This is a genomic window from Sphingomonas canaveralia, from assembly GCF_047238125.1.
In the GTDB taxonomy this organism is placed as follows: domain Bacteria; phylum Pseudomonadota; class Alphaproteobacteria; order Sphingomonadales; family Sphingomonadaceae; genus JBDFMH01.
In genome coordinates this window covers 14,693-38,596 of the sequence record NZ_JBDFMH010000001.1, presented here as the reverse complement: position 1 = coordinate 38,596, position 23,904 = coordinate 14,693, and the positions used below count along the sequence as shown (strand labels likewise).

Annotated in this window: 21 protein-coding genes and 1 pseudogene; 15 read left to right on the top strand and 7 right to left on the bottom strand. The window is 68.4% G+C overall.

Annotation, left to right across the window (positions count from 1 at the left end):
• Positions 1-96: 96 nt before the first annotated feature.
• A complete protein-coding gene (locus ABC347_RS00190) occupies positions 97-510 on the bottom strand; it encodes a DUF2200 domain-containing protein (RefSeq protein ID WP_413243779.1) in 414 nt (137 codons plus the stop codon).
• A 173-nt stretch (positions 511-683) separates the two neighbouring features.
• Here ABC347_RS00190 and ABC347_RS00185 point away from each other — a divergent pair, with 173 nt between their 5' ends.
• On the top strand, positions 684-2,540 hold the full coding sequence (locus ABC347_RS00185) for a hypothetical protein (protein WP_413243778.1): 1,857 nt from the start codon (positions 684-686) through the stop codon (positions 2,538-2,540).
• A gap of 37 nt (positions 2,541-2,577) precedes the next feature.
• Here ABC347_RS00185 and ABC347_RS00180 read toward each other — a convergent pair whose 3' ends face one another.
• Entirely contained in the window at positions 2,578-3,033 is a 456-nt protein-coding gene (locus ABC347_RS00180; RefSeq protein WP_413243777.1) for a MarR family winged helix-turn-helix transcriptional regulator, read from the bottom strand.
• Positions 3,034-3,068: 35 nt separating this feature from the next.
• Positions 3,069-3,803 (bottom strand): glycine-rich domain-containing protein, encoded by a 735-nt coding sequence (locus ABC347_RS00175; protein WP_413243776.1) that lies wholly within the window; start codon positions 3,801-3,803, stop codon positions 3,069-3,071.
• Between the two features lie 34 nt (positions 3,804-3,837).
• Between ABC347_RS00175 and rimO the strand changes: the two genes are divergently transcribed.
• The 6 genes from rimO (at position 3,838) to argC (ending at position 10,457) form a co-directional block, all read left to right on the top strand.
• Positions 3,838-5,175, top strand: coding sequence for a 30S ribosomal protein S12 methylthiotransferase RimO (gene rimO / locus ABC347_RS00170; RefSeq protein ID WP_413243775.1), 1,338 nt, complete (start codon positions 3,838-3,840; stop codon positions 5,173-5,175).
• 5 nt (positions 5,176-5,180) lie between these two features.
• The gene (locus tag ABC347_RS00165) at positions 5,181-6,746 is read left to right on the top strand and encodes a tetratricopeptide repeat-containing sulfotransferase family protein (protein ID WP_413243774.1); all 1,566 of its coding nucleotides are present in this window, start codon (positions 5,181-5,183) and stop codon (positions 6,744-6,746) included.
• Positions 6,747-6,821: 75 nt separating this feature from the next.
• The gene (locus tag ABC347_RS00160; RefSeq protein WP_413243773.1) at positions 6,822-8,222 is read left to right on the top strand and encodes a leucyl aminopeptidase family protein; all 1,401 of its coding nucleotides are present in this window, start codon (positions 6,822-6,824) and stop codon (positions 8,220-8,222) included.
• Between the two features lie 129 nt (positions 8,223-8,351).
• Positions 8,352-8,684, top strand: a complete 333-nt coding sequence (locus ABC347_RS00155) for a MarR family transcriptional regulator (RefSeq protein WP_413246964.1) — start codon at positions 8,352-8,354, stop codon at positions 8,682-8,684.
• A complete protein-coding gene (locus ABC347_RS00150; RefSeq protein WP_413243772.1) occupies positions 8,632-9,534 on the top strand; it encodes a C40 family peptidase in 903 nt (300 codons plus the stop codon). The genes ABC347_RS00155 and ABC347_RS00150 overlap by 53 nt, the downstream gene beginning before the upstream one ends.
• The gene (gene argC, locus ABC347_RS00145; RefSeq protein ID WP_413246963.1) at positions 9,531-10,457 is read left to right on the top strand and encodes an N-acetyl-gamma-glutamyl-phosphate reductase; all 927 of its coding nucleotides are present in this window, start codon (positions 9,531-9,533) and stop codon (positions 10,455-10,457) included. The genes ABC347_RS00150 and argC overlap by 4 nt, the downstream gene beginning before the upstream one ends.
• A 19-nt stretch (positions 10,458-10,476) precedes the next feature.
• On the opposite strand, the gene pyrG is transcribed toward argC, so the two are convergent.
• The 4 genes and pseudogenes from pyrG to tpiA form a co-directional block, all read right to left on the bottom strand.
• Positions 10,477-12,111 carry a CTP synthase gene (gene pyrG / locus ABC347_RS00140; RefSeq protein ID WP_413243771.1) on the bottom strand — a complete coding sequence of 545 codons (1,635 nt, stop codon included), beginning with the start codon at positions 12,109-12,111 and terminating at the stop codon, positions 10,477-10,479.
• Between the two features lie 374 nt (positions 12,112-12,485).
• Positions 12,486-12,809: pseudogene (secG, locus tag ABC347_RS00135) on the bottom strand (preprotein translocase subunit SecG); the annotation flags it as partial.
• Positions 12,810-12,958: 149 nt separating this feature from the next.
• The gene (locus ABC347_RS00130; protein WP_413243770.1) at positions 12,959-14,233 is read right to left on the bottom strand and encodes a hypothetical protein; all 1,275 of its coding nucleotides are present in this window, start codon (positions 14,231-14,233) and stop codon (positions 12,959-12,961) included.
• Between the two features lie 70 nt (positions 14,234-14,303).
• The gene (gene tpiA / locus ABC347_RS00125; protein ID WP_413243769.1) at positions 14,304-15,050 is read right to left on the bottom strand and encodes a triose-phosphate isomerase; all 747 of its coding nucleotides are present in this window, start codon (positions 15,048-15,050) and stop codon (positions 14,304-14,306) included.
• A gap of 184 nt (positions 15,051-15,234) precedes the next feature.
• Between tpiA and ABC347_RS00120 the strand changes: the two genes are divergently transcribed.
• The 8 genes from ABC347_RS00120 to ABC347_RS00085 are packed head-to-tail and all read left to right on the top strand — an operon-like array spanning position 15,235 to position 23,860.
• Positions 15,235-17,175: a peptidylprolyl isomerase gene (locus tag ABC347_RS00120; protein WP_413246962.1), complete on the top strand. Its 1,941-nt coding sequence runs from the start codon at positions 15,235-15,237 to the stop codon at positions 17,173-17,175.
• 16 nt (positions 17,176-17,191) lie between these two features.
• On the top strand, positions 17,192-18,700 hold the full coding sequence (trpE, locus tag ABC347_RS00115; RefSeq protein ID WP_413243768.1) for an anthranilate synthase component I: 1,509 nt from the start codon (positions 17,192-17,194) through the stop codon (positions 18,698-18,700).
• The gene (locus tag ABC347_RS00110) at positions 18,697-19,785 is read left to right on the top strand and encodes an alpha/beta fold hydrolase (protein WP_413243767.1); all 1,089 of its coding nucleotides are present in this window, start codon (positions 18,697-18,699) and stop codon (positions 19,783-19,785) included. The genes trpE and ABC347_RS00110 overlap by 4 nt, the downstream gene beginning before the upstream one ends.
• A 53-nt stretch (positions 19,786-19,838) precedes the next feature.
• Positions 19,839-20,426, top strand: coding sequence for an anthranilate synthase component II (locus tag ABC347_RS00105; RefSeq protein ID WP_413243766.1), 588 nt, complete (start codon positions 19,839-19,841; stop codon positions 20,424-20,426).
• Positions 20,423-21,418 carry an anthranilate phosphoribosyltransferase gene (gene trpD, locus ABC347_RS00100; RefSeq protein ID WP_413243765.1) on the top strand — a complete coding sequence of 332 codons (996 nt, stop codon included), beginning with the start codon at positions 20,423-20,425 and terminating at the stop codon, positions 21,416-21,418. The genes ABC347_RS00105 and trpD overlap by 4 nt, the downstream gene beginning before the upstream one ends.
• A complete protein-coding gene (gene trpC, locus ABC347_RS00095; RefSeq protein WP_413243764.1) occupies positions 21,418-22,209 on the top strand; it encodes an indole-3-glycerol phosphate synthase TrpC in 792 nt (263 codons plus the stop codon). The genes trpD and trpC overlap by 1 nt, the downstream gene beginning before the upstream one ends.
• Positions 22,206-22,676: a cyclic pyranopterin monophosphate synthase MoaC gene (moaC, locus tag ABC347_RS00090; RefSeq protein ID WP_413243763.1), complete on the top strand. Its 471-nt coding sequence runs from the start codon at positions 22,206-22,208 to the stop codon at positions 22,674-22,676. Before trpC ends, moaC begins: the two co-directional genes overlap by 4 nt.
• On the top strand, positions 22,673-23,860 hold the full coding sequence (locus ABC347_RS00085) for a molybdopterin molybdotransferase MoeA (RefSeq protein ID WP_413243762.1): 1,188 nt from the start codon (positions 22,673-22,675) through the stop codon (positions 23,858-23,860). Before moaC ends, ABC347_RS00085 begins: the two co-directional genes overlap by 4 nt.
• The last annotated feature ends 44 nt before the right edge of the window (positions 23,861-23,904 follow it).

Below are 23,904 nucleotides of genomic sequence, written 5' to 3'. Positions count from 1 at the left end.
AAAGCAGCAGTCCAAAGATGAAACGCGGACCGCCATTCGCCGGCAATTGGCCACCGCCTCCGACGCACGCCCGAGTGCGCAGGGATTGGCGAACCGCTACCCCCGCAATATCTTCGCCATCGGCCGGCCCCTGGCCAGTTCGTCGACCAACTTGTCCAGATAGCGGATCTCGCGCATCAGCGGCTCCTCGATCGCTTCGATCCGCACCCCGCAAATCGTACCCGTGATCAGCGAGCGGGCCGGGTTTGGTCGGGGGGCCTGCGCGAAGAAATCCTCGAAGCTCGTCTTGTGCGCCAGATGGCCGTCCAATTGCTCCTGATCATAACCGGTCAGCCAGCAGATGACCTGATCCACCTCGGCCTTCTCCCGCCCTTTTTTGGCGGCCTTGGCCAGATAATGCGTGTAAACGCTGGCGACACTCATCGAATAGATGCGGTGACCGGCCAAATTGCGCTCCCATATCCTGCGCTCGCCCACGGCAATTGAGGGACCGCAGAGCCGCTCGTCCATCCCTGTCCGTTCATGCCCGAGCCTGGCGATCAAGCCAATGTTCCCGGTGGCGGGGCCGGCCATGGTCGAGAGCGAATGTTAACGCCGGGCTGCTATCAATGGTCGCCCTGGGGGCCTGTCGCCGCAGCAGGGGCAGAGGCACTGACGGCGACCGGGTGGGCGAAGGCGGTTCGATGACCAAGTTCCTGTCGACATACCTGCTCGTCACCGGGATCGGCGCCTTTGTCGCCTTGGCAATGCCGGGCCTGGTCATCCTCGGCCTCTATCTGCTGATCCTGCCGGGCCTGATCCTGGGTGCGATGCCCACGCTGTTCATGTACGGTATCGTCTTCACCGCCGGATGGATGGGCGGGAGGGCCTATTTCGGGGACGGATTTCTCGCGATCGCCGCCGGCATCGCTGCAGTCATCGCCTTCGGCTACATGATTCCCAAACCCACGCGGATGGCGGACATGGCCGCCTACAGGGCTTCGATCCTGGCAGATGTCACGCCGCCCCGGCCGATCGCGCTGCACGGCGATCTGCTGTTCGAACTGCCGCATCTGAACCTGAACAAGCAGACCGACCGGGCCTACCCTTACGTCCCCGGCACTAGGGGCTATGCCTGCAACAATTATTGCATCGCGGCGCTCTTCACGCCGGGCGTCACCAGCGTGACCTTGGCGCAGACCGACAAGCCTTCGCCGGAAGCGCGCACCTATCGCCTCGAACGGCGTCCGGGTTGCCACTCGAATGTCGACATCGACGACAGCGCGCTTGTGCCGCCTGTCACCCGGACCGCGAAACGGGGCATCGACAGCTATGCCGCCGGGAAGGTCATCGCCTCCGCGCGCGCACTTCAACTGGGGGGAGACTATTGCCTGGTTATGGGCCCGGCGCTCACCCGACATGACATCATCATCACCGAGCGAAACGTCGCCGGCCGCTCGCCCAAAAAATGGCCGTTCGGCCCGGGCCGCATCGATACCGAGACGGTCGAAATCCGCGAGCGCGGAACACTCGTGTATCGCAATCATCAGAGCACGCTCACCACGCTGGGCGCGCCGCTCGCCATGCTACCCGATGGATCCCCCAATACCCGGTTCGGCTGGGCGCGAGACACCATCCGCAGCAAGAAGGGATATGGCTCGGTCGAACTGCGACGCTCGCTCGCCGACCACACCAATCTCGACCCCTCATCCGAGGCGTTGGTCGCTTCGGCGAAGGAGGCACTGATCCCCGCCTATCGCCGGCAGCTGTCGTCGGCACTGGACGATCCGGCGATCTCTGCGGAAGGCGTCGAATTCAAGGTCATGGAGGCCTATCTCACGGCCATCGGCAAGGACCCCGCGCCCGAAGATCTCGCCATCCTCGAACGGCTGTTCGGAGACAAGCGCTTCACGCGCTATCCGGGGGCCTGGGCGCTTTTCCTCACCGCCACACAGATGCAGCCGATCTACGATGCCTATACGAAGCGATTGATCGAGCAGGGGGCGGCGCCCGAATCCAGCCGCACCATGGTCGGCCACGCTGTCGGGAACATGGGGGCCGCGTCGATTGAACTGATCGGTCCGCTGCAGCAGCAATTGCTGGCGGACCCCCTCAAGCGCACCGCGGTGCCCGAACTGGCCCGGGCAATGGGTCATGGCGATCCCGAGAATGCCGTCCGCTTGCTGGCGATGCTCAGGCAGACTGCCGCCATTCTGGCCGAAATCCATGAGCAGCGTCGCGCGCGTACGATCGATGGCTATGGTCGGCAGGAAGAACGTGAAGGCCTCGTCACCCTGATCGGTCATATCAAGGGTGGCCTGTGCCTGATGGGCCCGAAGGCGAGCGTGATCCGTGACGACCTCGACACCTATCTGATGAGCGGGGCGATGCCGCCCAATCTGGTCGATGGACATGCCATGTCGGATTGGCAGGTTATCCTCGTCCGGATGGGCAAGCCGATCGGTGACGTCCAGAAGCCCCAGAATCTGGGTGGATCGGTTTCCAACTATCGCGACAAGATCCAACGGAAAGTCGATCGCTGGAAGCCCGAAGACTGCTGACCCCTGATCCGCAAGGTGGGCGGCCATTCCCGCCCCGCTAAGCCGAATCTCCCATGGCCAGCGCGACCGCGTCGATCCGGCGCAGCATCGTCACGAACGCGGCCAGTTCGCCCACATCGAACCGGTCGAAGATCCGCGCCTCCAGCTCCAGCGCCTTCGGTGCGACGCTGGCGTAGAGATCGCCGCCCGCCGCGGTCAGCCGCAGCAGGTGCGATCGGCGGTCGGCAGCATTCGGCGCACGTTCGATCAGCCCGCGATCCGCCAGCGCGATCGCCGCACGGCTCACGGTCACCTTGTCCATCCGCGTCTTCTCGCCGATCTGCTGCTGCGTGATCGCGCCCTGCTCGGCCACCACTGCGATCAGCCGCCACTCGGGAATGCGCAGGCCGAACAGCGTCTCATAGGCCGCGGCGATCCGGTCGCTGACGATGTTCGAAGTGTAGGACAGCCGGAAGGGGATGAACTCCTCCAGCACCAGCGATCGATCGGCCATCGCGAGACCCTATCGGCTGGCGCTGCCCATGCAAGTCAGTCGCCGCCGCAGCCGCCACCACAGCCGCCGTCGCCGCTTCCGCCGTCACCGTCATCTGAATCGACGCCGCCACCACAGCCGCCGTCGCCATCGCCGCCAGCCCGCCGTCGGCGTCGCTTTTCCGATCGTAGGACGATCGCGATGGCCAGGATGATGCCTGTCGGCAGCAGCAGGATCGGCCAGCCGCCTGCGATGCTCGCGCACGCCGCCAGCGGCAGCGCTGCGATCACCGCCAGCGCAGGACCGCGCGGCAGGACGATGCTGCGGTCCAGGTCGATCCGCCGTGCCCGCACCGCGAAGCGCCGCCCCACCGGCGGCCAGATCGCCGCCGGCGGCTCTGCTCCGAACGCTGCGCGATAGGCCGCCAACGTCGCGCGATACTGGTCGCGGTAGCGCGAGGCCGCCGCCGTCCCGCCCGCCGTAGGACCATGGTGCAGCGGCTGCCCGATGATCACCCCGCACAGCTGCTCCCAATAATGGCGCGAATAGGCCAGGTGCAGGTGCCAGGCCTGATCGACCGCATCGGACGGCGTCACCGCATCGCTCGTGGTCGCCGCCAGATACAGGAAGCGCCGATATTCTTCGAGGACCGCCGCCGCTTCCGTCCGGCTCCAGCCATTCTCCGCGGCCAGGCGATCCGCGAACGACAGCGCGGCGCCCGCCGGCTCGATCCGCATCGCGGACAGCGCCGTCCACAGCGGATCGTCCGGCCCGCACCCCGCCCCTCGCATTTCGTCCCCCGATCGCCTATGTGCCCCGCCTCCCATGGCTACCATTCTCCCCACCCCGCCGAAAGTCGGCATGGTCTCGCTCGGCTGCCCCAAGGCACTCGTCGATAGCGAGCGGATCCTGACCAAGCTGCGCGCTGACGGCTATGCGATGTCGCCCGATTATGCTGGCGCCGATGTCGTGCTGGTCAACACCTGCGGCTTCCTCGATTCCGCCAAGGAGGAAAGCCTCGAGGCGATCGGCGAGGCGATCGCCGAGAATGGCCGCGTGATCGTCACCGGCTGCATGGGCAACGAGGCGGACGTGATCCGCGCGCGCTTCCCCGATGTCCTGGCCGTCACCGGGCCGCATCAATATGAGGATGTGGTCGGCGCGGTCCATGTCGCGGCGCCGATGCCGCCATCCGCCTATCTCGATCTGGTGCCGGAGCGTGATCTAAAGCTCACGCCCCGCCATTACAGCTATCTGAAGATTTCCGAGGGCTGCAATCACCGCTGCTCCTTCTGCATCATCCCGTCGATCCGCGGCGATCTCGTCAGCCGCCGGCCCGATGCGATATTGCGCGAGGCCGAGAAGCTGGTCGCCGGCGGCACGCGCGAGCTGCTCGTCATCAGCCAGGATACTTCGGCCTACGGGCTCGATCTGAAACATGCCGCCTGGCCGCTGAAGGGCGGCGGCGAGATCCGCGCACACATGACCGATCTGGCGCGCGAGCTTGGCAGGCTGGGCGCCTGGGTGCGGCTCCATTATGTCTATCCCTATCCGCATGTGGATCGCGTGATCCCACTGATGGCGGAAGGTCTGGTGCTGCCCTATCTCGATATCCCCTTCCAGCATGCCGCGCCTTCGGTGCTGAAGGCGATGAAGCGCCCCGCCAACGAGGCGCGCGTTCTGGAACGGATCCGCGGCTGGCGTGAGATTTGTCCCGATATCGCGATCCGATCGACCTTCGTCGTCGGCTTCCCCGGCGAGACCGAGGCGGACTTTCAGTATCTGATGGATTGGCTTGAGCAAGCACAGCTGGATCGCGTCGGCGCGTTCCGATTCGAACCCGTCCAGGGTGCCGCCGCCAATGATCTGCCCGGCGCGGTGCCAGAGGACGTGAAGGAAGAGCGTTACGCCCGGCTGATGGAACTGACCGCGCGCATCTCGGCGGAGAAGCTCGCCACCAAGGTCGGCCGCACCCTCGATGTCATCATCGATGCGGTCGATGTCGAGACCGGCGGCGCCACCGGCCGATCGCAGGCCGATGCGCCGGAGATCGACGGCGAGGTCCATCTGCGCGATGCCGGCCACCTAGCCCAGGGCGATATCGTGGCCGTCGAGATCGAGGATGCCGACGAGCATGATCTATTCGGCGTGCCGCGTGCCTGATCGCCTTGCCGCCACCGCGTGATCCTGCAGCCGCCCGGGCGCTGATCGCGGCGGCGGGCGCCCTGCAGGGCGGCGATCCTGCCGGCGCCCGCGCCCTGATCACGCCGGTCCTTGCCCAATCGCCGGATGACGCCACGGCACTGCGCCTGCTCGCAGATGCCGCCGCGCGGCAAGGCCAGCCGGTGGAGGCCGAAGCGCTGCTGCGCCGCGTGCTGGCTGCAGCACCGGGCGATGCCGCGGCTCGCTTCCACCTCGCGATCGCGCTCTATCGCCAGTCACGGCCCGATGATGCGATTGCCGAATTCGATCGCCTGCTCGACGCTGATCCGCTTGATATCCAGGCCGCCACGCTGAAGGCGGCGATCCTGGTCCGCTTCGGTCGCTTTGAAGCGGCATTGCCGCTCTATGCCATGATGCTTGCACACCATCCTGGGCGACATGATCTGCGGATGAGCCAGGGCCATGTGTTCGCCACGCTCGGTGCACTGCCCGATGCGGTCGCGTCCTATCGCGCGGTAGTCGCGGCCGATCCGGCACAGGGCGAAGCCTGGTGGAGTCTCGCCAATCTGAAGACTGGCGCGCTCGACCAGACCGATGTCGCCGCGATGACCGAGGCGCTCACCCGGCCCGATCTGCCGCCGGCGGCTCGTTTCCACCTGCTGTTCGCGATCGGAAAGGCGCAGGACGAGGCCGGCAATCTCGCTGCCGCCTTTGCCGATTTCGACGATGCCAACCGCCTGCGCCGCGCCAGCATTACCCATGATGCCGATCGGCTGAGCGCAGCAGTGGATCGCGTGATCGCCTTGTTCACGCCCAAATTCGTAGCCCAGCGCCCAGCCTATGCCAGTGCTGATCCCGCACCGATCTTCCTGGTCGGCATGCCCCGCTCGGGCTCCACGCTGCTCGAACAGATGCTGGCCAGCCACCCCGATATCGAAGGCACGATGGAGCTGCCCGAACTGCCTGCGGTGGCGCAACGGATCGCGGATTATCCTCGCGGCTTGGCCCGCCTCGATGCGCAGGATCGCGCCGCGCTTGGCCACAGCTATCTCGATCGTGCCGCCCGCTATCGCCGGGAACGCCGCCCGCGCTTCATCGATAAGCTGCCTAACAACTGGCTCCACGCAGGTCTGATCCGGCTGATTCTGCCCCAGGCGCAGATCGTCGATATCCGTCGCGATGCGCTCGATTGCTGCTGGTCCAATTTCACGCAGCATTTCGCCAGCGGTCAGGAATTCAGCTATGATCAGCGCGATCTCGGCCGATATTACCGTGATTATGCGCGGCTGATGGATCATCTCGTCACAGTGATGCCGACCACGGTCCACCGCGTGGATTACGAGGCGCTGGTCGCCGACCCTGAACCCGTGCTGCGCGGGCTCCTCGGTCGGCTCGGGCTGCCGTTCGACCCCGCCTGCCTGCGGTTCGACGCCAATCCCCGCGCGGTCAGGACGGCGAGCGCCCAGCAGGTCCGCCGTGGGCTCAACCGCAAAGGCATCGGCCGCGCGCTGCCCTACCGCAAGTGGCTCGGGCCGCTGATCGAAGCTCTCGGCCCGCTTGCGCGCACCTGATCATTGGCTGCTGCGCGCAACTTTTCGCGAGCCGGCCCGATTATGTCGCATCCCGACTTGGGATAGGGAGGGCTGATGACTGATTTCTCCGCGTTGCTGCAGGCCGATCGCGGCCAGCCCGCCCATATCCTTCACCTAATCGCGGCAGACGGCTTCGAGGATTGGCTCGCTGGCCAGCCCGAACGCGCGCGGGTCGCAGTGCGCGCCGCCAGTTTCACCGGCAAGCCCGGCCAGTTCGCGCTGCTGCCCGGCAACAAGCCGGAGGAATGGTCAGCATTGATCGGCGCACCGGCAGATCGGGATCTCTGGTGCCTGGCATCCGCAGTCGCACGTCTGCCCGAAGGCAGTTACCGGCTGTCCGATGGCAGCCCGGGCGATGCCGCGCTCGGCTGGCTGCTCGCCCAGCACCGCTTCGATCGCTATCGCAGCGTGGAGGAGCCGATCCCGCCCCGCATCCTGCTCAGCCAGGATGCCGCGCGGATCGATGCCTTCGTCGCGATTGCCGAGGCGGTGGCGCTGGTCCGCGATCTCGTCGATACGCCCGCCGCCGACATGGGGCCGGCCGAACTGGCCGATGCCGCCCAGGCGCAGGCCAGCGCGTTCGGCGCCGACTTTTCCGTGATCCAGGGCGATACGCTCACCACCGGCTATCCGATGATCGCGGCGGTCGGCCGTGCTGCCGCCGCCCATCGCCGCCCGCGCCTGATCGAGCTGGAATGGGGCAATCCGCAGCATCCGCGCATCGCCATCGTCGGCAAGGGTGTCTGCTTCGATTCGGGTGGGCTCGATATCAAGCCCGCCTCGGGCATGCTGCTGATGAAGAAGGATATGGGCGGCGCCGCCCACGCGCTGGCACTGGCGCGGCTGATCATGCAGGCGCGGTTGCCGGTGCGGCTGCATTTGCTGATCCCCGCGGTCGAAAATGCGATCTCGGCCGATGCCTTCCGGCCCGGCGACGTGCTGCCCTCGCGGAAAGGTCTTACGGTAGAAATCGGCAACACCGATGCCGAAGGGCGGCTGGTGCTGGCCGATGCGCTGGTGCGCGCGGTGGAGGCGGAGCCGGCGCTGATCCTGGATTTCGCCACGCTTACCGGCGCCGCCCGGATCGCGCTCGGCCCCGATCTGCCGGCGCTGTTCGCGAACGACGACGGGCTCGCGGCGGCGCTCGCCGATGCTGGCCGGGCGGTGCAGGATCCGGTCTGGCGGCTGCCGCTGTGGGACGGTTATGACGAGATGCTCAAATCCTCGATCGCCGATCTGAACAACACTGCTGAAAGCGGATTCGCCGGCGCGGTCACCGCCGCGCTGTTCCTGCGTCGGTTCGTGCCGCCCGCGATCCCCTGGGCTCATCTCGATACTTTCGCGTGGCGTCCGGCGGCGCGCCCCGGTCGGCCTACGGGCGGCGAGGCGCTCGGTCTGCGCGCCGCCTGGGAAATGATCCGGCAACGTTATGCCGGTTCGACGGAGATAGTGTAATCAAACACTTGTCCGCGACAATGAAACGATCCGGCGAGTCCTACGTTTGTTACGGCAGCATGATCGACTGCGGCTCCGCAGTCCCAGGAATGGATAATCATAGTGGCGGACAATCGACTGATGGGGTGGATGCACGCACTGATTAATTATGTGCGCTCAGGCCAACCGGACTTGACCAATCGCCAGATGGCCCTGTTGCTGTCTGTTTATCTTACCCCCGGCCCGCACACCGTGCGTGGGCTTGCGCGGCTGCTCGGCGTTTCCAAGCCCGTCGTCACGCGAGCCTTGAACACGCTCGGCACGCTCGGCTATCTGCGCCGCGAGCGCGACGAGGCGGATCGCCGCAACGTGTTCATCGCGCGCACGGATAGGGGAAACGACTTTCTTGCAGGCTTCGGGCACATCATCGATGGCGAGGCCGAACGGCTCGCCCGCCCGCGGCCGCGCATGGCCGTCGGGTGAACGCTTCACGCTGACCGGGCCGAGCATCACGCTCGATCCGCGCAACCATGCCGCGCGCCGCGACATCGCCGATGTCGCGCTCGCGGGCGTACTGTTCGCGCCGCATTACGCCGCGCCCGAGATCATGACCTGCGGCACCAGCGCGACCATGATCCGGTCGCACGGTAATCATGGTGCGGTCGCCCTCTCGCAATTGCTTCCTGGCGAAGCTTTTGCCCTGCTCGATGTCGATGATGGCTGGGCCTGGGGCTATGGCCTGCACGATCGCTATGTCGGCCATGTCCCGCTCGCTGCCCTCGGCGCACGCATCGAGCCCACGCACCGTATCGTTGTTCCCACTGCGCTGATCTTCTCTGCCCCCGACATCAAGGCACCGGCCACCGCGACCCTGCCCTTCTCCGCCGGCGTCGATGGCGTCCAGGCCGGGGATTTCATCCAGACGGACAACGGCTTCATCCATCGTCGCCATGTCGCGCCGATCGACACCCGGCTCGATGATCTGGTCGCCACGGCGCGCGATCTGATCGGTTTGCCCTATCTCTGGGGCGGGCGCGGCGGCGGCGGCATCGATTGCTCGGGGCTGGTCCAGGTGTCGCTCGCGATGGCCGGCATCCCGGCGCCGCGCGATAGCGATCAACAGCGCGATGCGCTCGGCACCGCGATCGATCCGGCCGATCCGCTCCAGCGCGGCGACCTCGTCTTCTTCCCCGGTCATGTCGGCATGATGGTGGACGGGGGCATGATGGTGCATGCCAACGCCCACTGGATGCGCGTCACGGAAGAACCGCTGGCCGACGTGCTCGCCCGGCTCGCCATGCCCGCCCCCGCCGCCGTGCGCCGGATCGGCTGATGCTGCGCGTCTTCATCGATGGCGCCGCCGGCACCACTGGCCTTGAGATCGCGGACCGGCTGGCGCAGCGGCGCGACATCGGGCTCGTCACGCTGCCCGATGCGGTGCGCAAGGATCCTGCCGCGCGCGCCGATGCGCTGCGCTCGTCCGATATCGTCATCCTCTGCCTGCCCGACGATGCCGCGCGCGAGGCCGTCGCGCTGATCGGCGATGCCCCCACCCGCATCATCGACGCGTCCACCGCCCACCGCACCGCCGCCGGCTGGACCTATGGCTTCGCCGAGCTCGAGCCGGATCGCCGCACCGCGCTGGCCGGTTCCGCCCGGGTTTCGAACCCCGGCTGCTACCCGACCGGCTATCTCGCGCTCGTCCGCCCGCTGGTCCGCGCCGGGCTGCTGCCGGCCGATTGGCCGCTGACCGTCAATGCCGTTTCGGGCTATTCGGGCGGCGGCAAGGCGATGATTGCGGAGTTCGAGGCGGAGCCGCCCACTGCCGACACCGCCTATCGCGCCTATGCGCTCAATCTCGGCCACAAGCATGTCGGCGAGATGCGCGACCATGCCGGCCAGTCCCGCGCGCCGATCTTCACGCCCGCGGTCGCGCGCACCTATCGCGGCATGCTGGTCGAAGTGCCGATCCATGCCGACGCGCTGGGCAGCTGGCGCGCCGCCGACGTGCGCGAACTGCTGCATGAAACCTACCGCGATGATCCGCTGGTCGGCATCGGTCCGGCCGAGATCGGCGCGCTCGGCATCGAACGCTGCGCCGGCACCGACCGGATCGAGCTGTTCGCATTCGGCGATGCGGATCGGGTGCGGATGATCGCCGCGCTGGACAATCTGGGCAAGGGCGCAGGCGGTGCCGCAGTCCAGAACCTGAATCTGATGGCCGGGCTCGAAGAGACGGCGGGCCTGCGCCGCTAGGGTCCGTAAGGACCCGGGCTCAGACCAGCCGGCTCTGCCGCACCGCTGCCGCCACGAAGCTGGCAAACAGCGGGTGCGGCTCGAACGGCTTGCTCTTCAGCTCGGGGTGGAACTGCACGCCTACGAACCAGGGATGGTCGGGCCGCTCCACGATCTCGGGCAGCTGGCCGTCGGGCGACATGCCGGAAAAGACGAGTCCGCCCGTCTCCAGCCGGTCACGATAATGCACGTTCACTTCGTAGCGGTGGCGATGCCGCTCCGAAATCGCGGTCCCGCCATAGATGCCCGCCACATGGCTGTTGCCCGAAAGCGCCGCCGGATAGGCGCCCAGCCGCATCGTGCCGCCCAGATCGCCGCCCGCCTCGCGCTTCTGCAGGCCTTCCGCCGTCATCCATTCGGTGATCAGGCCCACCACCGGTTCGTCGGTCGGCCCGAATTCGGTGGTCGAGGCACCGGCGATCCCGGCCGTATTCCGCGCGCCTTCGATGCAGGCCATCTGCATGCCCAGGCAGATGCCGAAATAAGGCACACGCCGTTCGCGTGCGAAGCGTACCGCGGCGATCTTGCCTTCCGATCCGCGCTCGCCGAAGCCACCCGGCACCAGGATCGCGTGCATCGGCTCCAGCTGCGCGGCGACATCGTCCGGCGCCTGCTCGAACAGCTCGGCATCCAGCCAACGTATGTTCACCTTCACGCGGTTTGCCATGCCGCCATGTACCAGCGCCTCGTGGAGCGACTTGTAGGCGTCCTGCAGGCCGACATATTTGCCGACCACGCCCACCGTTACCTCGCCCTCGATATGGGTCAGCCGGTCGATGATGTCGTCCCAGCGGCGCAGGTCGGGCGATCCGTCCGATGGCAGGCCGAACGAATCGAGCACCGCGCGATCCAGCCCCTCGGCATGATATTGCAGCGGCACGCCATAGATTGATTTCGCGTCCAGCGCGGGGATCACCGCTTCGGGCCTGACGTTGCAGAACAGTGCGATCTTGGCACGGTCGGATGCCGGCAGCGGCCGTTCGCAGCGGCACACCAGCACATCGGGCTGGATGCCGAGCGCGGTCAGGTCGCGCACCGAATGCTGGGTCGGCTTGGTCTTCAGCTCGCCCGCCGCCGCGATATAGGGCACCAGCGTGAGGTGGACGAAGCAGCTGTTGCCGCGGCCGACATCGTTCCGAAGCTGGCGGATCGCCTCCATGAACGGCAGCGATTCGATATCGCCCACCGTGCCGCCGATCTCGCACAGCACGAAATCCAGTCCGTCGACATCGGTGCGCGCGAATTCCTTGATCGCATCGGTCACGTGCGGGATCACCTGCACGGTCGCACCGAGATAATCGCCGCGGCGTTCCTTGGCGATGATCGTCTGGTAGATCCGGCCGCTCGTCACATTGTCCGATTGCCGGCTGGGCACGCCGGTGAAGCGCTCGTAATGGCCAAGGTCCAGGTCGGTCTCGGCGCCGTCGTCGGTCACATACACTTCGCCGTGCTGGTAGGGGCTCATCGTGCCCGGATCGACGTTCAGATAGGGATCGAACTTGCGGATCCGCACGGTGTAGCCGCGCGCCTGCAGCAGCGCTGCCAGGCTGGCCGCCATCAGGCCCTTGCCAAGCGACGAGACCACGCCGCCGGTGATGAAGATATACCGCGTCATGGGGTTATGCGCTTAGCGGGCTGGCGACGGAAAGAGCAAGGCGGCGACTCCGTTGGGGATCATTTTTGCGACGCGCACGCGATCATCCGCGCCGATCCGATCGGCGCGGGCGATCGCGGAAACGGCGATTATTCGGCGATCGGCGGCGTCGTCGCGTTGGCCGGTGCATCCACCTTCGGCGCGGACGGATTCAGCGTCAGCGGCGCGCTGGTCTCGGCGGCGGGCGCGGCCTTGGGGGCGGCGGCCGGCGTCTCGCGGCGCGGAGCCGTCGTCTCGCGCCGGGTCTCGGCCGGCTGGGTGGTGGGGGCAGTTGCCGGGACCGTTACGGGGGCCGACGTCACTGGCGCGGTCGTCGCCGGCGGCACCGCCAGCGGCGCTCCGAGCGGTGCGCCTTCGAGCGGAACGGAGGGTGCGGGGGTGGCGGGGGCGGCCGTATTGGGCCGCGCCAGGCTGGTATCGATCGTGCGCGGCGCGCGCTCGACCGTCGCCAGCGCCGCCAGGCCGATCGACATCAGCACGAACGCACTGGCCAGGATGGTGGTCGCGCGGGTCAGGAAATCGGCCGCACCGCGCGCCGACATCAGGCCCGACGGGCTGCCGCCCATGCCCAGCCCGCCGCCTTCGGAACGCTGCATCAGGATGACTGTGACGAGCGCGGCGGCGATGATCGCATGAACGACGAGGAGAAAGGTGAACAACATGAGCCTGGGCGAACTTTCCTGATCGATGCCGCCCGCACGCGCGGGCATCGGCCTGACCGGCCGACAAATGTGGCCGCGGCTCTAGCGAAACAACCCCGGCGCTTCAACCATCGTGCTGCAGCTGCGCCGCGCTGGCACCTTCAGGCTCAGCGCGTTGCCAGATCGGCGGGCACGCTCGGCTCGGAGATCAGCCGGCCGAACCGCGCCCAGCGGGCGGCGGGGTCGGCACCGGCCGCCTCCACCCAGTCGCGCACCATGTCGCGTCCCAGGCCGTAATTGATCACATAGCTGCGATAGCTGTCGATGAAGCGCACCGATCGCTCGGCCTCCGCGCGATTGATCAGGCCATATTTCTGACGCAACCCGATCGCCGTTTCGCGGTCGATCTCACCATCCAGGTAGAGCGCGGCGATCGTCGTCTGCGCACCGGCCAGCGCCTTCAACTCCTGGCGCAGCGCCCAATAGGGTCGCGCAGTGGCCGGATCGAGCCCGGCAAGCGGGTAGAGCGTGGCCATCTCGAAGGCGAGCCCCTCCTCGTCCGGAAACGCCATCTCGATCCCGTAATTGGCGGATCCCTCGGCGATCAGCGATTGCGGGCTGTAAAGAGGATAGACGGTGAACTCACGCCAGCCGCGGCCCCGCGCCAGCTTCGCTTCCAGCAGCATGTTCAGCGCATGGTGGCCGGGATAGCCTTCATGGCAGCCCAGGTCGATCGCACGATCGATCTTCACCGGCAGGCCGACATTCACCTGGATCAGGCTCGTCGCCTTGCCCTCGTACCAGTTGTAGCCGCCCCATGGCTTGTCGGTCACGAGTTCCAGCCGGAAGGTTTCCGCTTCGGGCAGTGCGATATGGGCCACCGTCCGCCGCCTGCATTCGGCGATCGCCGCCCGGATCACCGGCTTCACCCGATCCGCCGGGATCGCATAGCGGCTGCTGAACGCATCGACCCGTGCGGCCAGCGCGCCTTCGCCCGGCACCAGCGCCGCGATCCGCGCCAGCGCGGCATCATAGCTCGCCAGCGGCGTCGGCGCCGGTCGCACGCCGAACAGCCCCGCCGCCTCGTCCGCGAACCGCAGCGTCGCGCCGCCCCGCATCGCCAGCCGGGTTTCCGCCGCCTTCACCTGCCCCTGCAGGAACAGCCGCCGGCGCTGCTCGATCGGGGCCAGCCGGGCAGCGTCGATACCGTCCAGCCGCACCGCCAGCGCGCGCATCGCGGCGGTGAGCTGGGGCAGGCTGCGCGGCGCCGCCTTGGCCGCGGCGGCGATCTTCGGATCGCCATAATAGGCATCGACATAGCCGGTCTCGTGGGTGCCGATCTCCAGGGTCGCGCGCACGAAATCGTCCGCGATCCGGTCGAGCGGCGCCGCCTGCGCCGCCCCCGACCAGATCAGCATCAGCAGGACAAGCAACCGCGCCACGCACTTCTCCTGGAACATATTAAGAACAGACTTGTCACCCGAAATCCTACTTTGCAAGCGGCTTCCGCGCTCAGCCGACTGCGGCCGCGACGATCGGCAGGAACAGCGCCGCGGTCAGGCTCGCCCCACCCACCAGCGCGCCGTTCACATTGTCGACCGCCATCAGCTCGGCGGCATTGTCGGGCTTTACCGAACCGCCATAGAGGATGCGCACATACTCCCCCTCGCGGCCGAGGAATTCCAGCAGCTTCGCGCGGATCGCGGCGTGCATCTGGCCCACGTCACGCGTGGTCGGCGTGCGGCCGGTACCGATCGCCCAGACCGGTTCGTAGGCGATCACGATGTCGTCGCGCAGCGCATCGCGCGGCACCGATCCCACCAGCTGCCGGGTCACCACCGCCACGGCCTGGCCCGCATCGCGCTCGGACTCGGTCTCGCCCACGCAGATGATGGCCGTCAGCCGCGCCGCGATCGCCGCCCGCGCCTTGCCGCACACCTCGGCATCGGTCTCGTGCTGGTCGGCGCGGCGCTCGCTGTGGCCGACGATCGCATAGCTCGCGCCCGCCTCGGCCAGCATCGGTGCCGAGATGCAGCCGGTATGCGCGCCGCTCGCCGCGGCATGGCAATCCTGTCCGCCGATCGCCAGCCCGGGTACCCGCGCCACGGCCGGCTGGATCAGCGTGAACGGCGGGCAGATCGCGACATCGACCCGGTCCCCCGCCTCGGCCGCCGCCGCCGCGATTGCGTCCAGTTCCGCCAGCGCCGCCAGCGATCCGTTCATCTTCCAGTTGCCGGCGACCAGCTTGCGAATGCCCATGGCGTAAACCCCCGATCCTGCGACTCGTGCTGCGCCGCCTAGACCAAGTCTGCCGCGAACGGAAAGCGCCCCGCCGGCCCTGCGGTCTCGCCGCGGGACTGGGCGGCCGATTCCGTGCGGCGCTTGAAGCGCTGCCGCCGCCGCCCTATTGCACCGGCTTCCTGCCGCCATATCGGACGTGTCGATGCTTTCCTTCTTTCGCCGTGGCCTGTCGTCCTGGTTCGTGATCGCGCTGCTGGCCGTAGTCGCCGGCGCGGTGGTCATCACCGGCGTCAACGGCCCCAGCGGCCCGGGCGGCACCACGGTCGGCTCGGGCGAGACGGTCGCGCAGATGAAGGGTCTCACGATCGGCGCCGATGAAGTCACCAAGCGCGCCCAGCGCACCGTGGAACTGTCGCGCGAGCAGAGCCCGGAGGCCGACATGGCGGGCTTCGTCGCGCAGGGCGGCGTCGAGCAGACCGTGCAGCAGCTGATCGCCGGTCGTGCGCTCGAACTATGGGCGCGCGAGCAGGGCTTCACCGCATCCGATCGACTGGTCGATGGCGAGATTGCCAGCATCGCCGCTTTCCGCGGCCCCACCGGCGCGTTCGATCGTCAGGCGATGACTGCGGTTCTCGCCCAGCAGCGCGTCAGCGAGAAGCAGCTGCGCGAGGACATCTCGGGCGATATCGTGCGCCGCCAGCTGCTCGGTCCGATCGCCGGCGGCGCGCGCGCGGCCACCGGGATCGTCACGCCTTATGCCGCGCTGCTGCTGGAACGGCGGCAGGGCATGATCGGCTTCGTGCCTGCCGCGCGCATGGCCGCCGGCCCGCCGCCGACCGCGGCCGAGGTCCAGGCCTTCTACACCAAGAACATCGCCGGCTTCACGCTGCCGGAACGCCGCGCCGCGCGCTATGCGCTGTTCGGGCCGCAGAATGTGGCTTCCCCCGCACCGACCGAAGCCGAGGTCGCTGCCTTCTACAAGGCGAATGCCGCCACCTTCGCAGGCAGCGAGACGCGTACGCTCAGCCAGGTCGTGCTGCCGGACGAGGCCGCCGCGCGCGCGCTCAGCGCCCGGGTGAAGGGGGGCACCAGCTTCGCCGCGGCCGCGCAGGCGGCGGGCTTCGCCCCCTCCGATACCGCGCTCGGGCCGCAAAGCCGCACCCAGTTCGCCGATCTGGCGACGCCCGCCGCAGCCGATGCGGTGTTCGCGCTGCCGTCGGGTGCGACCAGCGATCCGTTGCGCTCGCCACTCGGCTGGCATGTCGTGCGCGTCGACTCGATCACGCGCTCGGCCGGCCGCACGCTCGATCAGGCGCGCGCCGAGATCGCCCAGTCGCTGGGCCGCCAGAAGGCGGAGGAAGGGCTGGCCGATCTGGTCGCCAAGATCGAGGACAGCGTCGGCGACGGCGCGACCTTCGATGAGGTCGTGAAGGCGAACGGGCTGACCGTCGTCACCGTGCCGCCGGTCACTTCGGCTGGTGCCGCCCCCGGCGTCGCCGGCTTCCGCGCCCCGGCCGAACTGCCGCCGCTGCTGAAGCCGATCTTCGACATGGAGGTCGATGCCGATCCGCTGGTCGAATTGCTCGGCCAGGGCCAGCCCTATGCGCTGCTCGACGTGACCGAGATCCTGCCGTCCGCCCCGGTGCCGCTGGCGCAGGTCCGCGATCGCGCGGTGCAGGGCGTACTTGCCGAGCGCGCCTTCAACGCGGCACGCAAGGTCGCCGATACGATCGTCGCGCGCGCCAATCGCGGCACGCCGCTGCCGGAAGCGTTCCGCGCCGCCGCGCCGAACCTGCCTGCACCTCAGGCCGCCGGCGGCCGCCAGCTCGAACTCGCGCAGGCCGGCAAGCAGATCCCGCCCCCGCTCGCCATGATGTTCGCGATGCGCCAGGGCAGTACCAAGCTACTGCCCGGCCCGCAGGGCAGCGGCTTCTTCGTCGTGCGGCTCGATCGCATCGAGAAGGGCGATGTCGCCAGCCAGCCTGGTCTTGTGGAAATGACCCGCCGCCAGTTCGCGACCGTTCTGGGCGAGGAATATGCCCAGCAGTTCGTGGGCGCCATCGCCAAGTCCTTGCAGGCGACGCGCGATCCCGCGGCGATTCAGCGGCTGAAGACGACGCTGGTGAGCGGCGCGGCTCAGTGACGGCAGGCGCGGAGGCGTGACGGGCGACGAGAACGCCGTCGCGGCGCTCGCCGCCGGCCGCCCCGCGCTCGTCTTCCGTCGCCGGATCGTCGATACGCTCACGCCGGTCGGCGCAGCGCTACGGCTGATCGAGCCGGGACGGGGCGACTATCTGCTCGAATCGGTCGAGGGCGGCGCGATCCGCGGGCGCTATTCGCTGATGGGGTTGGCGCCCGATCTGGTGCTCCGCGTGGCGGGCGACGCGGCCGAGATCAATCGCGACTGGCTGGCCGATCGCGCCGCGTTCCGCCCCAGCGGCGCTGGTGCCCTGGCGGCATTACGCGCGCTGGTGGAGGAATGCCGCGCCGATGTACCGCCCGGCCTGCCGCCTGCGCTGGCCTGCCTGGTCGGCTATTTCGCCTATGAGACGATCGGCCTGGTCGAACGGCTCGATCGCCCCCCCGCCAACCCGCTCGGCCTGCCCGACATGCTGTTCGTTCGGCCCACGCTGATCCTGGTGTTCGATCGCCTTGCCGACGAAATGTTCGTGGTCGCCCCGGTCTGGCCGGGGGCCGCTGATCCCGCCGCCGCCGTGTCCGCCGCCGTCGATCGCATCGATGCCGCGCTGGCCCGGCTTGCCGCCGCTCGCCCGGAAGACGACGCCGCACCCCGCCTGTCCGGTTCGCCGTCTGCCGAGCCCGCGCCGCAGATCGATCCCGAGGACTATGGCGCGATGGTGCGCAGCGCCCAGCGCTACATCGCCGCCGGCGACATCTTCCAGGTCGTGCTGGCGCAGCGCTTCACCACGCCGTTCCCGCTGCCGCCGCTCGATCTCTATCGTGCGCTGCGGCGGATCAATCCGTCGCCCTTTCTCTATTATCTGGATATGCCGGGCTTCGCGCTGATCGGCTCGAGCCCGGAAATCCTGGTCCGCGCGCGCGACGGCGAAGTCACGATCCGCCCGATCGCCGGCACCCGCCCGCGCGGCCGCACCGCCGCCGAGGACGCCGCCAACCGGGCGGAGCTGCTGGCCGATCCCAAGGAACGCGCCGAACATCTGATGCTGCTCGATCTCGGTCGCAACGATGTCGGCCGCGTCGCCGAAGCCGGCAGCGTCGCAGTGACGGAAAGCTACACGGTCGAGAATTACAGCCACGTCATGCACATCGTGTCGAACGTGGTCGGCCGGCTCGATCCCGCGAAGGACGCGCTCGACGCCCTCTTCGCAGGCTTCCCTGCCGGCACCGTCTCCGGCGCCCCCAAGGTGCGCGCCTGCCAGATCATCGCGGAGCTCGAACCGGAAACCCGCGGCGCCTATGCCGGCGGAGTGGGCTATTTCTCGCCCGATGGCGCGATGGACAGTTGCATCGTGCTGAGGACCGCAGTCGTGAAGGACGGTGTCATGCATGTTCAGGCCGGTGCCGGCATCGTCGCCGACAGCGATCCCGCAGCCGAGCAGCGCGAATGCCAGGCGAAGGCCGGCGCGCTGTTCGCCGCCGCGCGCGAGGCGATCCGCGTCGCTGGAGAAGCGGGCTACGGGCAATGAGCCTGCTCGCCGCACTCCTGCTCGCCCAGGCCCAACCGGTCGCCGCCGCCCCGCCGCCCGCGACGCCGCCCGCCGCTTTCCCGACCAGCGAAGGTGATGTCGCCCTCAAGGATTTCCGCTTTGCGAACGGGCAGATGCTGCCCGCGCTGAAGATCCACTACACCACGCTCGGCACCCCGCGCCGCGACGGAAAGGGTGCCATCATAAACGCCGTGATGGTGCTCCACGGCACCGGCGGCTCGGGCAGGCAATTCCTGAGCCCCCAGTTCGCCAATGAGCTCTACGGACCCGGCCAGCCGCTCGACATCAGCCGCTACTACATCATCCTGCCCGATGGCATCGGCCACGGCGCATCCTCCAAGCCGTCGGACGGGCTCAAGGCGCGGTTCCCGGCCTATGACTATGCCGACATGGTGGAAGCGCAGCGGCGGATGCTGGTCGAAGGGCTGAAGGTCAGCCGGCTGCGGCTCCTGATGGGCACGTCGATGGGCTGCATGCACGGCTTCGTCTGGGCCGAGACCCATCCGGAATTCGCTCAGGCGATGATGCCGCTCGCCTGCCTGCCGGTCGAGATCGCCGGGGTGAACCGGATGTGGCGAAAGCTGGCGATCGACGGCATCCGCGCCGATCCAGGCTATGCCGGCGGCAACTACACCGTCCAGCCCGTGCAAGGGCTGCGCACCGCGGCCTCGCTGCTGGCGATCGCGGGCGCCTATCCGCTTGGATACCAGGCCGCCTATCCGACCCGCGAGAAGGCAGAAGCGTTCATCACCGATCGCGTGGCCGCCGATATCGCGCGGCGCGACGCAAACGACCTGATCTGGCAGCTCGAAGCGTCGCGCACCTATGATCCGTCGCGCGGCTTGGAGAAAATCCGCGTGCCGATGACCTGGATCAATTCGGCCGACGACTTCATCAATCCGCGCAATCTGGGCATCGCCGAGTCTGCGGCCAAGCGGATGCCGACCGCGAAGTTCGTCCTGCTCCCCGAGACCGTCGACACCAAGGGCCACGGCACCCACACCTGGGCAGTCCACTGGAAGGCGGAACTGGTCGATCTGCTAAAGCGCACCGAGCCGCGCTGACCTCCCAAGCCCCTTCCCCCTGCCACCCACCTTCTATAGGCGCGGGAGCCGCCATGATCCTCGTCATCGATAACTACGACAGCTTCACCTGGAACCTCGTGCACTATCTGCGAGAGCTTGGTGCCATGGTGGAAGTCGTGCGCAACGATGCGATCTCGGTCGGCCAGGCGCTGTCGTCGGGCGCGGCCGGTTTCCTGATCTCGCCCGGCCCCTGCACTCCCAACGAAGCCGGCATCAGTCTGGATCTGGTCGCTGCGTGCGCCGATGCTGGCCGGCCGCTGCTCGGCGTGTGCCTGGGCCATCAGGCGATCGGCCAATGGTATGGCGGCCGCGTGGTCCGCGCCAAGACGCTGATGCACGGCAAGACCTCGCCGGTCGATCACGATGGCAGCGGCGTGTTCGAAGGCCTGCCCTCGCCCTTCACCGCGACCCGCTATCACTCGCTGGTGGTGGAGGATCTGCCCGCCGGCATGATCGTGAACGCCACGACCGACGACGGCATGGTGATGGGCCTGCGCCATCCCACGCTGCCGATCCACGGCGTCCAGTTCCACCCCGAAAGCATAGCCACTGAACATGGCCATGCGCTGCTCGCCAATTTCATGGCGCTCACCGGCCTGCCGGTGAAGGAGCGCGCATGACGACGCTGGCGCTGCTGCCCGATCCCTCCTCGCCACTCGACCACGCGACTGCCCTGGCCGCGTTCGGCGACATGCTCGATGGCCGCGTCGCCGATGCCGAGGTCGCCGATTTCCTGACCCGGCTCAGCATCCGCGAGGAAAGCGCGATCGAGATCGCCGCGGCCGCCCAGGCCTTGCGCGAACGCATGTTCGAGGTCGCCGCCCCCTCAGGCGCAATCGATGTCTGCGGCACCGGGGGGGACGGCGCGCACAGCCTGAACGTATCCACCGCGGTCGCGATCGTGGTCGCGGCGTGTGGCGTGCCCGTCGCCAAGCATGGCAATCGCGCTGCGTCTTCCAAGGCGGGTGCCGCCGATACGCTCGAAGCGCTCGGCCTCGATCTCGACCGGGCGTCGGCCACGGCGGAGGAGACTTTGGCCGATCTCGGCCTGTGCTTCCTGTTCGCGCAGAAACATCATCCCGCGCTCGGCCGGCTGGCGCCGGTGCGCAAGGCGATCGGCCGGCGCACGATCTTCAACCTGATCGGGCCGCTCTGCAATCCGGCGCGTGTCCGCCGCCAGCTGATCGGTATCGCGCGGGTTGATTATCTCGATACCGTCGCCGGCGCGGTCGAACTGATCGGGCTCGATGCCGCGATGCTCGTCTCGGGAGAGGAAAGCCTCGACGAGATCAGCATCGCCGGCCCGAGCCGCGCGATCATGATCCGCCCCGGGCACCGCGCCGAACTGCGCTTGACCCCCGAGGACGCCGGCATCGAGCGGCACGGTCTCGACTCGATCCTGGGCGGCGATCCCGCGTTCAACGCCCGCGCGCTGCGCGAACTTCTGGCCGGAGCGGTCACACCCTATCGCGATGCCGTGCTGCTGAACGCCGCCGCCGCGCTGATCGTGGCCGGCCATGTCGAGACGATGGCGGACGGCGTGGAAGAAGCGGCCGAGGCGATCGATCGCGGGCTGGCAAAGGCGCTGCTCGATTGCTGGATCGCCTATTGATGTCCGATCGCCTGACCGAGATCTGCGACGCCAAGCGCGATCATGTGAAGATCCGCCGCCGCCATGTGCACGCCGCCGCGATTGCCGATGCGCTGTCGCGGCAGACCGATCCGCGTGGCTTTCGCGCCGCGCTCGAAGCGAAGGTTGCGGCAGGCGGATCCGGGCTGATCGCCGAGATCAAGAAGGCCTCGCCCTCGAAAGGGCTGATCCGCGAGGATTTCGATCCGCCCGCGCATGCCCGCGCCTATCACGCCGCCGGCGCCGCCTGCCTGTCGATCCTCACCGACACTCCCTATTTCCAGGGGGCGGATGCGTATCTTGCCGCCGCGCGTGCTGCGGTACCGCTGCCCTGTCTGCGCAAGGATTTCATGGTCGATCCCTGGCAGGTCGCGGAGTCGCGCGCGCTGGGCGCGGACGCGATCCTGATCATCGTCGCCGCGCTCGATGATGTCGCGATGCACGAGATCGAAGCGGAAGCGATCCGGCTGGGCATGGACGTGCTGGTCGAGGTGCATGACGAGGCCGAGCTCGATCGCGCGCTTGCGCTCAACTCCCGCCTGATCGGCGTCAACAACCGCAACCTCAAGGATTTCACGGTCGATCTGGCAGTGACCGAACGGCTGGCGCGGCGGGTGCCGGCCGATGCGCTGCTCGTCGCCGAAAGCGGCATTGCCGGCCACGTCGATCTGCTGCGGCTGCGCGATCACGGCATCGCCTGCTTCCTCGTCGGTGAATCGCTGATGCGGCAGCCCGATCTCGAGGCCGCGACCCGCGCGCTGCTCGGGCAATGAGCGGTCTCACCCATCTCGATGCGGACGGCGCGGCGCGGATGGTCGACGTCTCCGCCAAGGCGACGACCGTGCGTGAGGCGACCGCCACCGGGCGGATCCGGATGACCGCCGAAGCCGTGGCCGCCATTCGGGACGGTGCGGTCAAGAAAGGCGATGTGCTGGCGGTGGCGCGGATCGCCGGCATCATGGCCGCCAAGAAGACGTCCGACCTGATCCCGCTCTGCCACCCGCTGGCGATCGAGGGCGTCACGCTCGATCTTGTTGTCGAGGAAGACGGCATTACTGCCACCGCCACCGTCCGCATTTCCGGGCCGACCGGGGTCGAGATGGAGGCGCTGACCGCGGTCTCGGTCGCGCTGCTGACGGTCTATGACATGGCGAAGGCGCTCGACCGCGGCATGGCGATCGAGGGTATCCGGCTGCTCGCGAAGTCCGGGGGGCGATCGGGCGACTGGCGCGCGGCATGAGCCTGCTGCCGATCGCCGATGCGCTCGATCGGCTGCGCGCGCTGGCCCTGCCGCTGCCGATCGTCGAGATGCCATTGGCCGATGCCGCCGGCCGCCTGCTGGCCGAGGATCGCTCCGCCCTGCGCACCCAGCCCGCTGCCGATCTGTCGGCGATGGACGGCTATGCGATCCGCTTCGCCGAAGCCCCCGGTCCGTGGCGGGTGATCGGCGAAAGCGCCGCCGGATCCCCCCCCGGGCAAGTGATTGCCGCCGGGGAAGCGATGCGTATCTTCACCGGTGCGCCGCTGCCGGCGGGCGCCGATTGCGTGCTGGTGCAGGAAGATGCCAGCCGTGACGGCGCCACCGTGCGGATGGTGGGCGAAGGTCCGCCGGGCCCGGGGGCGCATGTCCGCCGGGCCGGATCCGAATTTACTGCCGGCGCGCCACTGCTTGCCGCCGGCGATCGCCTGACGGCGGCGCGGATCGCGCTGGCGGCGGTCGCGGGCCATGGCAGCCTGCCCGTGCGCCGCCGCCCCCGGATCGCGATCGTCTCGACGGGTGACGAGCTGGTCCCCCCCGGTGCTCCGGTCGGCCCCGGCCAGCTGCCGTCGTCCAACGCGGCGATGCTGGCGGCGATGCTGGCGGCCTGGCCCGTCGATATCGACGATCTGGGGATCGTCGCGGACGACCGCACGGCGCTGCGCCGGACGTTCGAAGCTGCCGCGCGGTCAGCCGATATCCTCGTCACGATCGGCGGCGCATCGGTCGGCGATCATGATCTGGTGCGGCCCGCGCTGGCGGATACGGGCGCCGCGCTCGATTTCTGGCGGGTCGCGATCAAGCCCGGCAAGCCGCTGATGGCCGGGCGGCTGGGCGATGCCGTGCTGCTGGGGCTGCCGGGCAATCCGGTGTCTGCGTTCGTGACGGCCACATTGTTCCTCCTGCCGCTGGTCGCAGCGCTGATCGACGATGCGGCGCTACTGCCAGGGTGGCGCACGCTGCCGCTGGCCCGCGCACTACCCGCCACCGGCGGCCGCGCCGAATATCTGCGCGCGCGGATCGTCGATGGCCGGGCCGTACCCGTCGGCGATCAGGGCAGCGCCGGCGTCATCGCGCTGGCCGCAGCCGATCTGCTGATCGTGCGCCCGCCGTTCGCGGCACCCGCACTGCCGGGCGACTCGGCGGAAACCCTCATCATCGCTTGACAGCGTTCCGATCCGTTCCTACACGTTCCCCGTTCGTTCCCAGG

What these genes read in the sequence shown, in the direction of transcription:
- ABC347_RS00190 (WP_413243779.1), bottom strand. Translation starts at nt 510, where the DNA reads ATGGACGAGCGGCTCTGCGGTCCCTCAATTGCCGTGGGCGAGCGCAGG.
- ABC347_RS00185 (WP_413243778.1), top strand. Translation starts at nt 684, where the DNA reads ATGACCAAGTTCCTGTCGACATACCTGCTCGTCACCGGGATCGGCGCC.
- ABC347_RS00180 (WP_413243777.1), bottom strand. Translation starts at nt 3,033, where the DNA reads ATGGCCGATCGATCGCTGGTGCTGGAGGAGTTCATCCCCTTCCGGCTG.
- ABC347_RS00175 (WP_413243776.1), bottom strand. Translation starts at nt 3,803, where the DNA reads ATGCGAGGGGCGGGGTGCGGGCCGGACGATCCGCTGTGGACGGCGCTG.
- rimO (WP_413243775.1), top strand. Translation starts at nt 3,838, where the DNA reads ATGGCTACCATTCTCCCCACCCCGCCGAAAGTCGGCATGGTCTCGCTC.
- ABC347_RS00160 (WP_413243773.1), top strand. Translation starts at nt 6,822, where the DNA reads ATGACTGATTTCTCCGCGTTGCTGCAGGCCGATCGCGGCCAGCCCGCC.
- ABC347_RS00155 (WP_413246964.1), top strand. Translation starts at nt 8,352, where the DNA reads ATGCACGCACTGATTAATTATGTGCGCTCAGGCCAACCGGACTTGACC.
- ABC347_RS00150 (WP_413243772.1), top strand. Translation starts at nt 8,632, where the DNA reads ATGGCGAGGCCGAACGGCTCGCCCGCCCGCGGCCGCGCATGGCCGTCG.
- pyrG (WP_413243771.1), bottom strand. Translation starts at nt 12,111, where the DNA reads ATGACGCGGTATATCTTCATCACCGGCGGCGTGGTCTCGTCGCTTGGC.
- tpiA (WP_413243769.1), bottom strand. Translation starts at nt 15,050, where the DNA reads ATGGGCATTCGCAAGCTGGTCGCCGGCAACTGGAAGATGAACGGATCG.
- ABC347_RS00120 (WP_413246962.1), top strand. Translation starts at nt 15,235, where the DNA reads ATGCTTTCCTTCTTTCGCCGTGGCCTGTCGTCCTGGTTCGTGATCGCG.
- ABC347_RS00110 (WP_413243767.1), top strand. Translation starts at nt 18,697, where the DNA reads ATGAGCCTGCTCGCCGCACTCCTGCTCGCCCAGGCCCAACCGGTCGCC.
- ABC347_RS00105 (WP_413243766.1), top strand. Translation starts at nt 19,839, where the DNA reads ATGATCCTCGTCATCGATAACTACGACAGCTTCACCTGGAACCTCGTG.
- trpD (WP_413243765.1), top strand. Translation starts at nt 20,423, where the DNA reads ATGACGACGCTGGCGCTGCTGCCCGATCCCTCCTCGCCACTCGACCAC.
- trpC (WP_413243764.1), top strand. Translation starts at nt 21,418, where the DNA reads ATGTCCGATCGCCTGACCGAGATCTGCGACGCCAAGCGCGATCATGTG.
- moaC (WP_413243763.1), top strand. Translation starts at nt 22,206, where the DNA reads ATGAGCGGTCTCACCCATCTCGATGCGGACGGCGCGGCGCGGATGGTC.
- ABC347_RS00085 (WP_413243762.1), top strand. Translation starts at nt 22,673, where the DNA reads ATGAGCCTGCTGCCGATCGCCGATGCGCTCGATCGGCTGCGCGCGCTG.